We start from the raw sequence: 14,173 nt of genomic DNA on the forward strand, positions 1-14,173 counted from the left end.
GCGTTCCGGCGGGGGGGCTTGTTTGTCCGGGGGGGCAAAGTTGGCATCCTGAAACGGCCGGGACTGAAATTGTGCCTGCACAGGGGCTGCTGGACTTTCGTTTTGGCGTTTTTTACGGCGTTGTATTTTCATCAGGATAGCCTCCTAACCATAGTAATGAGCGAACCGCGTATTTGCACGGGGGAACGGAATTATTCTCCCAATTCTCCCCGAACCAAATCGGCAATTTCCCCGATCCAGTGTTGTCGTTCTCCATGTTCGAGATTCAGAATATCAGCCCGAGACCAGTGGAAATAAAAAGCAATAAAGGCTACCTCCCGATACAAATCCTCTAGGGGGTAGCCCGCCACTCCCCCGTCCGAGAAATCCTTGCTTCTGGTGGATTGATCTGATTATATACCGCCTGTAAATAGTCGAGATCTGGTAAAAACAATCCCTCCAATACATCTGGCGTGACTGGAGAAATCTCCCCCAAGCGGACAATTGCCCGGGACAGCATGACTAAAATCCCGTAGGCGGGATTGTCCAAAACCCGCAGATCCCTTTCCCGGAACAGTTCATCCCACCCTGTCAGCGATCGCATGATTCCCTCTCGATGCCAAGTTCCCTCCCCGTCCAACAATCCGACCGGGAGGGTAAAGGGAAATTGTCTCAAAGGTAAGTTTTCGGGTGACATTAGATGGGGGAGTAGGGAGTAGGGAGTTTGAGAAACCCCGTTTCTAAGAGGGTCTGGAATTCCCATCCGACATCAGATAGAAACCCGGTTTCTTAGGTTCGACTTTTGATTTTCAATCCGACTCGGACTTGACCAGGCCGTTAATTTCGCGGTAGAAGTCCTGGAGATAGGCTAAGTCTACGGCAAACATATTTTCAATGACCGCCGGCGACACTTCCTCCAAACTACCCAGTTCAGTAATCACCCTGGCCAGGATAATCACAGTTGCATAGGCGGGATTCATCTGTACGCGAGGATCGCGGAGGGGGACAATCTCATCGATCGCCCGCGACAGCCGCATCACCCCCCGCTGGTGCAAGTTGCCATCGGGATCTAAATAGCCTTTGGGTAAGGTAAACTCAAACTCCGTTTGCATGGTTTAATCGCCACCTACAAGACTCGTTCAAACCCTTCACAAGCAATTTCCAACTCCTCAAGCGCCAAATCGCTTCCCGATGCCATATTATCGGTGATGCTATAACTAACCGGCCAGCCTCGGCTAAAAGCAAACCGCGCCCCTTCGGAACTATCCTGACGGTAAATGGTCAAAAAACCATTTTTAAACTTAGATGACCAACCGCCATCATGGACGTTGGCGATCCAATCCCACAGTGTAGTTGAAGCCGTTAGTCCCCGACGCAGAGAAAAATTATCAACATTTTCGTTACCCGGAAGTTTAGTGCAAATCACCTGACCTCGAGTCGCCTTTCCCCACCTTTTCGGGAATACCTCATGGTGGGTAATGACGGTCTGGGAATATTTGAACCCTCGGCACTCCATAAAGTAGCCATCCACATCATCCCGGCCGCCGTCTAAATGCAAAGCCACATAAAAACGGCAGGCGGTCAGAACTTCATAGAGATCACGTTTTTGGTTGATTAAATCACCAATCATAGCTGATACCACAACTAAATAGTTGTTCCTAAAGTTGGGACTTTCTGCAACCCCGAATGGCTGATTTCAATGGTTTCCTTAAACAGATCTGTTGCATCTGAACTAGCTTGGGTGGTCGTATACTTGGCGGGGAGACAGTCCCTCAAATTCCAACGAGCCCCCTCGGAGCCATCCTGTTTGTAAAGTACCAAGGAAGCATCACTCACCTTGGCGATCGCGTCAGTTTTACCACCAATCATCGCCGGGGGATGACAATAGTTGTTCCTAAAGTTGGGACTTTCTGCAACCCCGAATGGCTGATTTCAATGGTTTCCTTAAACAGATCTGTTGCATCTGAACTAGCTTGGGTGGTCGTATACTTGGCGGGGAGACAGTCCCTCAAATTCCAACGAGCCCCCTCGGAGCCATCCTGTTTGTAAAGTACCAAGGAAGCATCACTCACCTTGGCGATCGCGTCAGTTTTACCACCAATCATCGCCGGGGGATGACAGTCGAGATACCATTTTACCAGGGCATCATTTTCAGCGGTAGTCACAAACTCCAGAGTCATATTTTCAAAGGTTACGGATGCGGGCGTAATTTGAGTTTCACTTTTCACGTTTTTTCCCGAACCGATCGACTGCCCCTCTGCGGCTGGGTCAATACTAATAGAAATCCCACTCACTTTGGAAATTAGCAAACGAGTATTATTGCCAAATTCAAAGTAAAACCGCGCAGAAGTCAAATATTCATAGGCCATAATTTAAATCTCTCCTAACCTAACCGATAAGCGCCCTGAAGGCTTTGTAGGGGCGGGTGCTAGTAGGGGCGGGTGCTAGATCCGCCACGGGAAAACCAGCCAACTACCTGCACCCGCCCTTCTTTCAGGGGACGGGAAAACCAGCCAATTCTGCACCCGCCCTTCTTTGAGGGGACGGGAAAACCAGCCAATTCTGCACCCGCCCTTCTTTCAGGGGACGGGAAAACCAGCCAATTCTGCACCCGCGCCCGATACTGATGCACCCACCTACCCATAAATTAAACCGCAGCCCCACTCCTCATACTGGCAACTTGACCGCCCAGAGCCACCTCTTTGGTAATCATTTCAGCAACGATTTCGTAGGTTTCAACCGCCAAATCTCCCGAGGTCGAGTCCATATCAGCAATGGAATATTTTTTCGGCCAAGCACGTTCCAGGTTCCAGCGTAAAACCTCTTCTCCGTCAGGAGAATACAGCACCACAGAACCACTAGCCCGGTACTGAGACCATTTCCCTTCTCCTCCCTCTTCGGGTGGTAGACAGGCTTTGAACCAAGCAAATAGCTGGCGACTGGCATCGTTGGGGTCGTCGCTGATGTAGGTTTCGATCGTCATTGATGGGTTGCTTTCATAACCGGCGATCGTACTTTGGCGAACCCGGCGACCTTTGCGACCAGAACCCAAGGCTTTATCACCTCCGGCTACTTTTCCCTCGTAGGTCAGGGCTGCCATACTTTTGATATAAGCATTTTGGACAATATTCCCGACAGTATCATTGCGAAAATCAATTTGATACCGGGTGGCGGTAGTGGTAAAAACCGGAGCAGCACTACTCATGATTCGATTCCCTTGTTTAAGTGTAAATATCAAAAAAATCTCGACTGCCTCCAATGGGTTGGTTTTGGAGGCAGAGATTTAAGAGAGTTGGCTTATTCGCCGTCACCCTCAGCGGTCCACTGACTGATGCGGAACACCACAAATTCAGCCGGACGCACTGGACAAACACCCACTTCCACAAACAGGCGACCCAGCATCATGCTTTGGGGGCTATTTAGTTCAGCATCGCACTTGACATAAAAAGCCTCGCTGGGACTGCCACCCGTCAGCGCTCCCGATCGCCATAATTCAGTCAGGAAGCTGCTAATAGTGCGTTTGACCCGCTGCCATAGGTCTTCGTCGTTGGGTTCAAACACCACCCACTGGGTACCGTTTTCGATGGACTTCTCGATGTAGCTCATCAGACGGCGAACGTTGATATAGCGCCATTCGGTTTTGTCGGGTTCGACCAAGGTACGAGCGCCCCAGATCCTGATACCCCGGTTATCAAAGGGCCGGATACAGTTGATGCCAATAGGGTTCAGCAGTTCCTGTTCTCGGAAGTTGCACGGGTGAGTCAGACCGATCACACCCCTTGGTACTTCGTTAGCAGGTGCTTTGTAAACCCCCCGGGTTTCGTCCACCCGCGCCCATACTCCTGCCATGTGGCCGCTGGGGGGAATAGCTATGGGCCGTCCGGCGTTGCGGGGGTTCGGAACTAAAATCCACGGGTAGTACAGGGCGGCAAATTGCGATCGCCGGTTAAATTCTTGGCTTAACCAACGGCTGATATCCTGCGGTTTCACCCGATCAGGCGGCGGGTCAAGGATGATCATCCGGTTGGGGGCGTTGGGGATGTCTCCGTCTGCGGCTCCCTCGCACATACTCACCATCAAGTCCATTAGTCCGTGGAGTTGATCTTGATCAATCAATCCCTGTTCGTAGACTTTCATTAAGTCGGGACAACAGACGATAGTTATTTCGTCAATTTCAAATAGGCCGCGAATCCCGGTGCGATCCTCCCTCACGCCTTCCACATGGCGCGCTAAGTTGTCGGTTTCTGCTATAATTGCCGGAGGGCTGACTTCATAAATGCCGTTAGACGGGCGGCGAGCCAGGGGACTACCACTGATAGCCAAATCTGTGGCTAGAATGTACTGGGATTCTTCGAGGGCGCTAACCACATAATCGGCTACTGCTGTTTCGATGTCTGGATTCATACTCAGGTGCGGGAACCGTTCGAGTTCCTCACTTCCCTGGCGGATCACTATGGTGAAAAATTCCCCTGTATTAGCAGTAACGATCGCTTCTGATGCTTCCGTTTCTTCGCTGGGGGGTTTCGGATACCCTTCGGTAATTTGCACCCGGATAGAGCGATCGCTCACAGCCAGGAACCCGTTTTGCGAACTGTCGGCTAGGGAACTTTCCGAAGCACCATCTTGGGAACTCTCACGGATCGAAAATCTTAACGAAGGACGATTAGCGCGGTTGACAATTTCGGTTCCCGTTTCCGTCACTTCCGGCTTAGGAGAACCGGGGAGTCCTGTTCCCATGCTAGTAATCCAGCACCGACCGCCGCCGTTGAGAAACCAACCGTAAACTGAAAAGGGAAGATAGGCTCCGAAGTCGGTGAAACCGTCCGAGTTGGTTCGACCGAAGTATTCCAGATACTGCTTCCAACTGGTGACTAACATCGGCTTAAAAGGTTCAGCCCCACCTCGGATATCTTCCGTGAAACCGACAAATCCGGCTACAGCGGTGGGAACACCCTGAAGAGGTCGAGAGCCGCGATCGACCTCCTCAATGTAAACGCCAGGTGCAAAATAGTCAAGCCTAGCCATAAAAATCTTTCTCCCTGAGAGTGGGCAGTTTGGACACTCCCCAGCCTAAATGCGTGGGGACTCTGGGGCTGAATCCTGCCTCCACTAACGCTCGTTAGTTTTGGTCTTACAGTTTCATGTCTAGAGGGACGAGGTTTTAAACCCATTTTTTCTGATCAACCGGATGGATAAATTTTGAAAATCAGCATAGCGTGGATAATCCACAACCTGCTCATGCTGGGTCTTTTACCTATTTATCATTTCTAGGATGTGCTTTATCCATCCAAGCTTACGCAATAATTTGGAGTTGTTCAAAATACTACACCGAAATCTCGACCAAATATACTTATTTTGATAACGTTTTTTTGAGTTAATTATACTTATGTGAATATATATGAAGTAATTGTTAATATATATAATCTGCCGTTCATAATGATCGCTATAGACTCAAAGTGGTATTAAATAGTGGAGGAGCATCAGAGATGAACATCAAAGTTCCCCAGAAACCCCTCCTCACCATTGCCACCCCTTATAACTGGCCCAGTCAGCCATGAGTAATCATCTAGCCGTCGCCACCGCCACCGCGACCTTACAGCGCATCCTACAGCGAGCCGTTCAAAGAGACGTAGACGGAGCGCGAGTCACCACGGTGCGCCCAGACGGTTCTAGCGGGTCAATTCCCGAAACAGGTGTGAACCTATACCTGTATCATATCAAACGCAACCCGGCCCTCACCAACCAAGACACCCCCAACTTCCAACGGCGCGGGGACATGACCCGTCGTAGACAAGCGGCGATCGACCTATTCTATGTGGTATCCTTCTACGGCAACGATGGCGATCTCGAACCCCAGCGCCTACTGGGTAGCGTCGTCCAAACCCTGGAAGACCAGTTAGTATTGAGTGCGGACACCATCCGCGCCACGATCGCCGACCCCACCTTTACCTACCTCGCGGACTCCGACCTAGCGGAACAAGTGGAACAAATCCGCTCGGAATTTATCTCTGTCTCGACGGACGAACTCTCCAAAATCTGGTCTGTGTTCTTCCAAACCCCCTACGCCCTGTCCCTGGTGTACAAAGTGACTGTCATCATCATTGAAAGCGACATCGCCGGACGTTCCGCCCTACCTGTGCGCGATCGCATTTTAGGCAGTACAGTCTTTCCCAAACAACCCATCATCACCCAAGTGGTCGCGGTGGGAGGTAAAAATCAACCCATTTTCAGTAACAGCATCCTCTCGATTCGTGGCCAGCATCTCTCTGGTGTCTTAACCCAAATCCGCATCGGTGAACTAGAAATCACCCCCCAAGTCATCAACAACGGAGAACTACGGCTCCCCTTGAGCCTAATTGAAACAGACCAACTACGGGCTGGGGTTCAAAGCCTACAGGTAATTCACCTACAAGCCCCACCCGTACCCCCCCGTAACGGGTCCCGATCTAGCAGAAGGGGGAGTACAGCCACCACTAACGGTAGCACTCCTGCTCGTGTTCCCCAAGTGGAATCTAACGTCGCCCCCTTCGTCTTGCGGCCTACTATTGATGCAGTGACAGTCCTAGACTTAGATGGATTTGACGAGGAGCCACGGTCGGGAACCCTCAGCATTAGCCTTAACTTGGCGATCGCTCCAGGTCAGCGAATTGTGGTGATGATGAACGAATGCAACCCCAATAGCAATAATCCCATCGGCTACCTATTCACCGCCCCACCCATTACTCGCGCCACGGCTACCGTCTCCATCCCCATTCGGGAAGTCAAACCGGGAGAATACCTGGTGCGAGTCCAAATTGATGGGGCAGAAAGTATCCTGAGTGTAGACGACAACCCCGACAGTCCAACTTTTGAGCAATACATTCAACCTAAAGTAGCGATAAATTAAACAGCACGCGACTCTCCATTCCCCATGACTGACTCAAACTGGCATTCACTACCGAATCAACAAACTCTCATACTCGCCTTAACCCGGATTAAGGATGCCCTCCGGGCGGCATCCAATGGGCAAACCAGATCCGAAACAACCGAGCCATTCATCGTCCCCCCTGTCCTAGAGCAACTGTGCGAGACCTTTGGGCTGTCTAGCTTTGAACAAGATTTGCTGCTGTTGTGCGCGGGAATGGAACTCGATGGGGAATTTCCCCTACTCTGCGCGGAAGCCCACGGCGACCCCCAAAAGCCTTATCCTACCTTTAGCCTCGCCCTTAATATCCTCGATCGCCCCCATTGGAGCGCCCTAACACCCAATGCTCCCCTACGTCGCTGGCGTTTACTCGAAGTGGGAGGCGGTGCGGTTTTGACCCTCAGTCCCATTCGCATTGACGAACGTATCCTCCACTATCTCATCGGTATACAGCATCTCGATGAACGCTTATTCGGCATTGTGGAATCCCTTGGGGAAGCCTCCCTGTTAGTCCCCTCCCATCAACAACTCGCCCTAAAAATTGCCCAAACCTGGTCGAGCTTTAGCGAACAGTCTCAGTTACCGGTTGTCCAGCTTTCCGGGGAAGATATGGCGACTCGACAAGCTATCGCACAGGTCGCCTGTCAACAGTTAGACCTGGAACTCTATCATAGTGATGGCGATCGCATCCCCTCGACCACCGCAGAATTTAACCTTATGTTAAAACTATGGGAGCGCGAGTCCGTTTTAGGAGGCTATGCGCTCCTCCTCGACTGTGAACAGGTGGAAATGAGTCGCCACGGAGACGGTATCTGGCAACTGATTGAGCGCATCGGTAGCCCCCTGATCATTACCGTCCGCGATCGCCTTCCTCAACGAACCCGACCCCTCCTCAACTTCGAGGTTACCCGCCCCAGCGCTGCGGAACAGTACCAGTATTGGGAAGAACACCTGGGAGATGTTACACACCTTAACGGCCACCTACAACGAGTTACCGCCCAATTTAACCTCCCCTCCCCCGCCATTCTCTCCGTTTGTACAACCACCGCCAGCCAGGGAATTTCCCCCCACGATACCGAAACCTTTATTGACCATCTTTGGGATACTTGTCGCGTCCTTGCTCGCCCCCGCATGGAAGATATGGCCCAGCGCATCGAAGTTAAAGCGACTTGGGCGGATTTGGTTCTCCCAGAAGCTCAAATGCAAGTTCTGGAAACCATGGCGGCTCACCTCCGCCAACGTTCCCAAGTTTATGAAAATTGGGGTTTCAGTCAAAAAAGCGATCGGGGTTTAGGTATCAGCGCCCTATTCGCTGGACCCAGTGGGACGGGGAAAACCACGGCGGCGGAAGTTTTAGCCCAAGCCTTGCGACTCGATTTATACAAAATTGACCTCAGTTCCGTGATTAGCAAATATATCGGCGAAACCGAGAAAAACCTTCGCCGGGTCTTTGATGCTGCCGAAAGTGGGGGCGCAATTTTGCTATTCGATGAGGCTGATGCGCTATTTGGTAAGCGCAGCGAGGTCAAAGACTCCCACGATCGCCATGCTAACATCGAGGTTAGTTATCTTCTGCAACGCATGGAGGCCTACCGAGGTTTAGCTATTCTTACCACCAACATGAAGGGGGCGCTCGACCCCGCTTTTCTCCGTCGCATCCGTTTTGTGGTCCAGTTCCCCTTTCCCGATGCTAAACAACGCGCCGAAATCTGGCGGCGTATCTTCCCCTCGGAAACTCCCACTGATGGGCTCACGGTTGAGAAATTGGCGCGCTTGAGTGTTTCTGGGGGTAATATCCGCAATATCGCCCTTAATGCGGCTTTTCTGGCTGCTGATGCCGGGGAACCGGTAATGATGAAACATCTACTCGCTGCCGCCCAAAGTGAATATATGAAATTGGAAAAACCTTTGATGGATAGTGAAGTTAAAGGCTGGGTTTAATAATTAATAATTAATAATTAATAATTAATAATTAATAATTAACATGAAAAAAGAGATTTCCTTGAAGCAAATATTGACCTTTGTTTTGCCCTCAAAATTAACCATTGAAATGCTTGCTTTAAATGGTATTTTTAGAGAGAATGATGGTAAGGATATTGATTTTTGTCTCACCCTAGAAGTATCCTTTGATACCTATCAATTGATTGAACAGGAACAATTGTTTAACTTGAAACCAGAGGTTTGTAGTCCCTTAATCGATCGCCAATTTGACCCTTGCACCAATTTAACGTTAGAATTGATGCTGAAACCGGGTTTGCTGCCTCAACTCACCCAGGACGGAACCACGACGGCTACTCTCATCAACCACCTACAACAACTACCCGGACCAGAACCCCTACCTCACCAATTTACGGAAAACTGGTTTTGTTTGGGAGTGCGACAAGAACAATTAGACAAAACGATCGCCTATCGTACCCTTTGGGATTGGGCAAATCCTGACCAACTCCGTCAACTGGTTGCTACGGGAAAAGACGCTTTTCAGCAGTTAGGGACGCAAATTCAAACGGCTTTGTTACACGGAACCCAAGCCATCGAAGAAATTAGCCGGGAATTGGGCGCGCCGCCAACTGGAGACTCGGAATCCCCAATTTCTGCCCCCATTTCCCAAATCATGGCTGCCTTTTTTAACCAAGATGATTGGGACTACGTTAGCTTAGAGGAGGGGGCTACCCTAGAAATGGCATTTATTGGCGACAATGGCCGTTGGAGTTGTTCCGCACAGGCGAGAGACGAAGAACAACAATTCCTGTTTTACTCGATTTGTCCCCTGACAATTCCTGCGGAAAAGCGATCGGCTATTGCTGAATTATTAACAAAAGCTAATTCTGGTTTGATTCTGGGCAACTTCGAGTTAGACTATTCTGATGGGGAGGTTTGTTATAAAACCAGTATCGATGTAGAAGGCGATCGCCTCACCCCGACTTTAATAGAATCCCTCGTTTATACCAACGTGACCATGATGGATCAATACCTCCCAGGTATTATTGCTGTACTCAATGGGACATCCCCCGATGATGCGATCGCCCAAGTTGAGGCTGAATAAATATCCTATTTTCTCACCCCCTAATTGACTACCTAACACCTGCTTCTTGGGAGCCTTTATGTAATGGTAAGACCCCCTCAACGCCCAATTCCGAAAACCCGAACCGCAAAAGCCATCAGAGAAAGCACCATTGCTACCGCCCAACACCGCGTCCGACGGGTAGGTTATAATGCCTTCGCTCCAGTCTATCGATTTCTCCCCCTGTGGGTAGTTCGGCTTTTACCCTTCATTCGCGAAGATGTCCGAGATCTCCTCCGACGGCGGAAACGAGGCGAAGAAATTCCCCAAGACACAGACGACATCGAAACCCTCGATACCCCTCCACAACTTGCGGAAGTCAGCCCCGGTGTCCTCAACCCCTATCCTAAATATCGCTGTACCCACGGCAACCCCCTATTCTGCCCCCTGGCTAACTCATCCCCCACGGCGGCAGAACCACAGGCTTTAACCTGTCTACAATGCGGATTTCCCGCGATACTCCCCACCAAATCGGAAATTATCGGCAACCAAGGCCGATATCGCATCGTCAATTTCATCGGCAGTCGGGGTCTGGGTCGCCTTTATCAAGCAGTGCAAACCAACAACAATAAAACAGTCATTATTAAAGAATATCTGCTCCCCCAACGCCACTTTAACCCCCAGGAAGAACAGCAGACCAAAACAGTATTTGAAAATGTGGCAGGATTAGTCCCCGCTGATGGTCGGGTGCAGGACTTTCGGCTGCTGGTCCCCTCAGAAGCGATCGCCGACCGCCACCAACCCCGCTGCTACACGGTCACCCACACCCTCTCCAACAGCTATCCCAGCGTGCGAAGCTACCTCCGCCAATTTGGTGCCATGACTCCCCACCAAGTGCGGCACTTCCTTGATCAGGTTTTGCAAAGCCTCGAACCCCTCCACACCCAGAAATACCGCCTCCCCTCGGGTCAAATTCACTCACTTGTAGCCCACGGGAACCTCAGCCTGGACACGATTCTGATTTTACCCATCGAACAGCATCAGTTTCACCGCCCCCAATTTCTCGTCTACATAGCCGATTTGACCCTGACAGAAAAGCCATTTCAGCCCGGGTTAACCACGGTTAGCCAGGCTGATCCTAGCCTCGATTTAAGGGCTTTAGGTGCGATCGCCTTTGACCTTTTAAAAGGAAATTGGCAACATAATTTAACCTCCCCCGTTGATACCCGAGGGCAAACCTTCCGTTACCAATTCCCCGAAGATTGGCCAGAAACCTATCCCCCCCTGCAACAGTTTATATTGCGACTCCTGGGATTCAATATACCCTTTGAAAACGCCAAAGCCGCCCGGGAAGCACTCCCCCAAATACCGGAAATTGACCACAATTATCAAGCGATCACATTAGAAAAAGAAGACACAAAACGCCCTTTTCCCCGGTTATGGATTCTGCTGCTGCTTCTACTGGCTTTTTTAGGAGTAATTGGTATCTGGCGGTTATTATATCGCCCATCTATAGTCCTAGCTGACCACCGTTTTTTACCCTGTTGCATCAAAGATATTGCTGCTATTCCCAAAGGAAGATTTAGCTACACCGCTAATGAAAATGGGGTTTGGAATTATGCAATCCGACAGCGCAACTTAGTAGAAAAAGGTAAAACATTAGAGGAGGAATTACAACAGCGCATTCCCCAGATGAAATTGGTTTATAAACCCCAACCGACAACGGAAAAAACACTGGCTAAAGTTCGCAACCAAGAGGTAGATTTTGCCATTACCAGCTTAATCCAAGACTTAGACAGAGATTTAAATGCTATTCCCTTTGCGTATGATGGTTTAGCCGTGTTTGTCGCCTTTAGTTACCAGCGCCGCCAGAATTCCTTACCTCACAATTTAAACGGACAAATATCAATTAAGCAATTGCGACAACTATACACCGGAGAAATTAACAACTGGAAACAGTTAGGAGGGCCAGATTTACCGGTGCAACTGTACATCCCCACCGATGCAGAAGCGATCCGCATTTTTGAAGAACGAGTCCTACAAACCGAGCGAGCGATCGACCAATTTCGGCGACTGTGGCAAAGCTCTCCCTCAGACAATTTTATCACAACTGAAACCAATGTCAATAGAATTCGCCAAATCCCCACTTTTCAAGCCATGAGAAGAGTTCTTCAGGATTTTGAAGAACGGGAAATTGGCAGCCTATCTTTTGGCCCCCTCAGTCAAGTTTTTCAGCAGTGTTCGGTCTACCCTCTGGCGATCGCAGAAGGGTTGAGACCAGCGGTACAACCCCTAAGTCAACATAACAATCAACCTATTACACCCGCGACCGATTTGTGCAATGATAAAGGTAGTTACCATCCATCTGTTGAGAAATTTCAAACCGGACAATATCCTTTAGCCTATTCTCTGGCTGTTGTTTATTCCTTTGATAACAGCTTATCCCCAGTCGGGCAGAAATTCGCCGAAATTATGAAAACCGAAGAAGCACAAAATCTGCTGATCAAAACCGGATTAGTTCCTTTACAAAATCTCAACCCAAATCCTTAATCACTGAATCATGAAACCTAACCATCAACCCCCAATACCACACCCGCCACCCGGACAACCTAGCCACCCCATTGGCTTAGTCGCACCCACGAAAATACAGTGCGATAATCCCGGAGATTTGATGTATAAAATCGCCCAAAAAGTTCGCGCTGACCCGATGCTCAAAAAACAAGTTGAACAACGAGTTTACGAAATGTTAATTTCTGACCTCAATTTAATCCGTGAGCGACATTAATTTTCGGTTTCAATTTTGTGGTGAATAAATATCCAGGCAAATCATGCTGATCATACATCCTAGGAATACCTTATAATCCATGTATAATTATATCACAACCAATCGCTTTTATGTAGAAATGGAAAGTACCATTTCCGCATCATTTTCCGAATGTTCTGGCTTCGGAGTAACCTTACAAAAAGAAGCATATTTAGAAGGTGGAGTCAATGACCAACAGCGAGTATTTATTGGTCATGCAGAGTTTGACGACATCACCTTAAAGCGGGGAATGACGAATAGCACAATTTTCTGGGATTGGATGCTAACTACCATCAGTAATCCCATATATAATCGTCGGAATATCAATATTTTGATGTTCAATCAAGCGGGGGAAATTATGCAAGCATGGACTTTGATTGGTGCTATTCCTATTTCCTGGAAAGCACCAGGATTTCAAGCTGAAGGAAGTTCAGTAGCGATCGAAGAATTAACCCTAGCTTATGAAGGGTTAAAAGTGACCATAACACCTCGAGGCGCAGGAGGTGCAGCCATTAATAGAAGGCGGGATAATGATGGATACTTTTAAAACCACAATTATCAAATATTATAGTAAGTCATAAATTTACTTAATTTGTATGTCTAAAAACCCAGATAACGTGACATCAACTAATACAAATTCACCATCATATTTAGGCGTAAAAAATCCTTTAATGTCTCCTACGCCATTAGGTCAAAAATTTTTACAGCCTCTGGGTGCGCGTTCCATATCAGTTTTAGATTTATCTTTATTCGCGGGTGAAGGAGTACAATTACAAAGTTTTGATGAGTGGGATAGTCCTTTTTTATTAGAGTCAAAGCCTAACTTTAGTAATCAAAACATCATCCAAGAAAAGCCACTTAACTCTGTCGATTTTACCCCAAATGCAGAGACAACATCGATTCCGCAATCCACAGAAACATCTGCTATTTTTACATCAGAAGCACCTGAAATTAGCCGGGAATTAGATTCACCATCTGAGGAATTAGACAATCTTAATCAAGACCAAACAAAAGTTAATTATCAAAAATCAACACCATCAAAGTCAACCATATTTAGAAGCATATTAGGAGATAATATATCTCCAAAATCTAACAAATTTTATCCTCCCAAACACCCCAAAATAACAGAAGAATCGAAATCCCCTAATCCTGAGTCCATACAAAGACAATACAAATCTTCAACTTCTGAACCTATTTCCGACATATCCCTAATTCAGAGACTCCCAGAAACTTCCGATTCGGTGGATGTAAATAATGCGATCGCTTCTCATGACTCCACAATTCAGAGACTCCCAGAAACTTCGGATTCGGTGGATGTAAATAATGCGATCGCTTCTCATGACTCCCCAATTCAGAGACTCCCAGAAACTTCCGATTCATCTCCAATTCAGAGACTCCCAGAAACTTCCGATTCGGTGGATGTAAATGCGATCGCTTCTCATGACTCCCCAATTCAGAGACTCCCAGAAACTTCCGATTCATCTCC

15 protein-coding genes and 1 pseudogene are annotated in these 14,173 nt (G+C 48.6%); 7 read left to right on the forward strand and 9 right to left on the reverse strand.

Features of this window, described 5'->3' with window-relative positions; genetic code table 11:
- Nucleotides 1-191: 191 nt before the first annotated feature.
- From ACTIE0_RS14105 to ACTIE0_RS14145, 9 genes are all read right to left on the reverse strand, one after another.
- Nucleotides 192-350: a DUF6760 family protein gene (locus tag ACTIE0_RS14105; RefSeq protein WP_006622179.1), complete on the reverse strand. Its 159-nt coding sequence runs from the start codon at nt 348-350 to the stop codon at nt 192-194.
- Nucleotides 332-742, reverse strand: coding sequence for a hypothetical protein (locus ACTIE0_RS14110; RefSeq protein WP_006622180.1), 411 nt, complete (start codon nt 740-742; stop codon nt 332-334). The genes ACTIE0_RS14105 and ACTIE0_RS14110 overlap by 19 nt, the downstream gene beginning before the upstream one ends.
- 46 nt (nt 743-788) lie before the next feature.
- Nucleotides 789-1,091, reverse strand: coding sequence for a hypothetical protein (locus ACTIE0_RS14115; protein WP_006622181.1), 303 nt, complete (start codon nt 1,089-1,091; stop codon nt 789-791).
- A gap of 14 nt (nt 1,092-1,105) precedes the next feature.
- The gene (locus ACTIE0_RS14120; RefSeq protein WP_231296450.1) at nt 1,106-1,621 is read right to left on the reverse strand and encodes a phage tail protein; all 516 of its coding nucleotides are present in this window, start codon (nt 1,619-1,621) and stop codon (nt 1,106-1,108) included.
- 2 nt (nt 1,622-1,623) lie between these two features.
- On the reverse strand, nt 1,624-1,848 hold the full coding sequence (locus ACTIE0_RS14125) for a phage tail protein (RefSeq protein ID WP_006668614.1): 225 nt from the start codon (nt 1,846-1,848) through the stop codon (nt 1,624-1,626).
- The gene (locus ACTIE0_RS14130; RefSeq protein WP_006668613.1) at nt 1,845-2,348 is read right to left on the reverse strand and encodes a phage tail protein; all 504 of its coding nucleotides are present in this window, start codon (nt 2,346-2,348) and stop codon (nt 1,845-1,847) included. The genes ACTIE0_RS14125 and ACTIE0_RS14130 overlap by 4 nt, the downstream gene beginning before the upstream one ends.
- 59 nt (nt 2,349-2,407) lie before the next feature.
- Nucleotides 2,408-2,623 carry a hypothetical protein gene (locus tag ACTIE0_RS14135; RefSeq protein ID WP_439516922.1) on the reverse strand — a complete coding sequence of 72 codons (216 nt, stop codon included), beginning with the start codon at nt 2,621-2,623 and terminating at the stop codon, nt 2,408-2,410.
- Between the two features lie 3 nt (nt 2,624-2,626).
- Nucleotides 2,627-3,184, reverse strand: coding sequence for a phage tail protein (locus ACTIE0_RS14140; RefSeq protein ID WP_006622185.1), 558 nt, complete (start codon nt 3,182-3,184; stop codon nt 2,627-2,629).
- Nucleotides 3,185-3,276: 92 nt separating this feature from the next.
- Nucleotides 3,277-5,004, reverse strand: a complete 1,728-nt coding sequence (locus tag ACTIE0_RS14145) for a phage tail sheath family protein (RefSeq protein WP_006622186.1) — start codon at nt 5,002-5,004, stop codon at nt 3,277-3,279.
- A gap of 529 nt (nt 5,005-5,533) precedes the next feature.
- On the opposite strand from ACTIE0_RS14145, the gene ACTIE0_RS14150 reads away from it, so the two are divergent.
- From ACTIE0_RS14150 to ACTIE0_RS14180, 7 genes and pseudogenes are all read left to right on the forward strand, one after another.
- Nucleotides 5,534-6,865, forward strand: a complete 1,332-nt coding sequence (locus tag ACTIE0_RS14150) for a Pvc16 family protein (protein WP_006668612.1) — start codon at nt 5,534-5,536, stop codon at nt 6,863-6,865.
- A 24-nt stretch (nt 6,866-6,889) separates the two neighbouring features.
- A complete protein-coding gene (locus tag ACTIE0_RS14155) occupies nt 6,890-8,824 on the forward strand; it encodes an ATP-binding protein (protein WP_006622189.1) in 1,935 nt (644 codons plus the stop codon).
- A gap of 43 nt (nt 8,825-8,867) precedes the next feature.
- Entirely contained in the window at nt 8,868-9,926 is a 1,059-nt protein-coding gene (locus ACTIE0_RS14160) for a type III secretion system chaperone family protein (RefSeq protein WP_006622190.1), read from the forward strand.
- A 63-nt stretch (nt 9,927-9,989) separates the two neighbouring features.
- Nucleotides 9,990-12,434, forward strand: a complete 2,445-nt coding sequence (locus ACTIE0_RS14165) for a substrate-binding domain-containing protein (protein ID WP_006668611.1) — start codon at nt 9,990-9,992, stop codon at nt 12,432-12,434.
- Nucleotides 12,435-12,444: 10 nt separating this feature from the next.
- The gene (locus ACTIE0_RS14170; RefSeq protein WP_006622192.1) at nt 12,445-12,669 is read left to right on the forward strand and encodes a hypothetical protein; all 225 of its coding nucleotides are present in this window, start codon (nt 12,445-12,447) and stop codon (nt 12,667-12,669) included.
- A gap of 79 nt (nt 12,670-12,748) precedes the next feature.
- On the forward strand, nt 12,749-13,234 hold the full coding sequence (locus ACTIE0_RS14175) for a phage tail protein (RefSeq protein WP_006622193.1): 486 nt from the start codon (nt 12,749-12,751) through the stop codon (nt 13,232-13,234).
- Nucleotides 13,235-13,283: 49 nt separating this feature from the next.
- Nucleotides 13,284-14,173: pseudogene (locus tag ACTIE0_RS14180) on the forward strand (hypothetical protein); the annotation flags it as partial.

The organism is Limnospira sp., assembly GCF_051859755.1.
Taxonomy (GTDB): Bacteria; Cyanobacteriota; Cyanobacteriia; order Cyanobacteriales; family Microcoleaceae; genus Limnospira; species Limnospira fusiformis.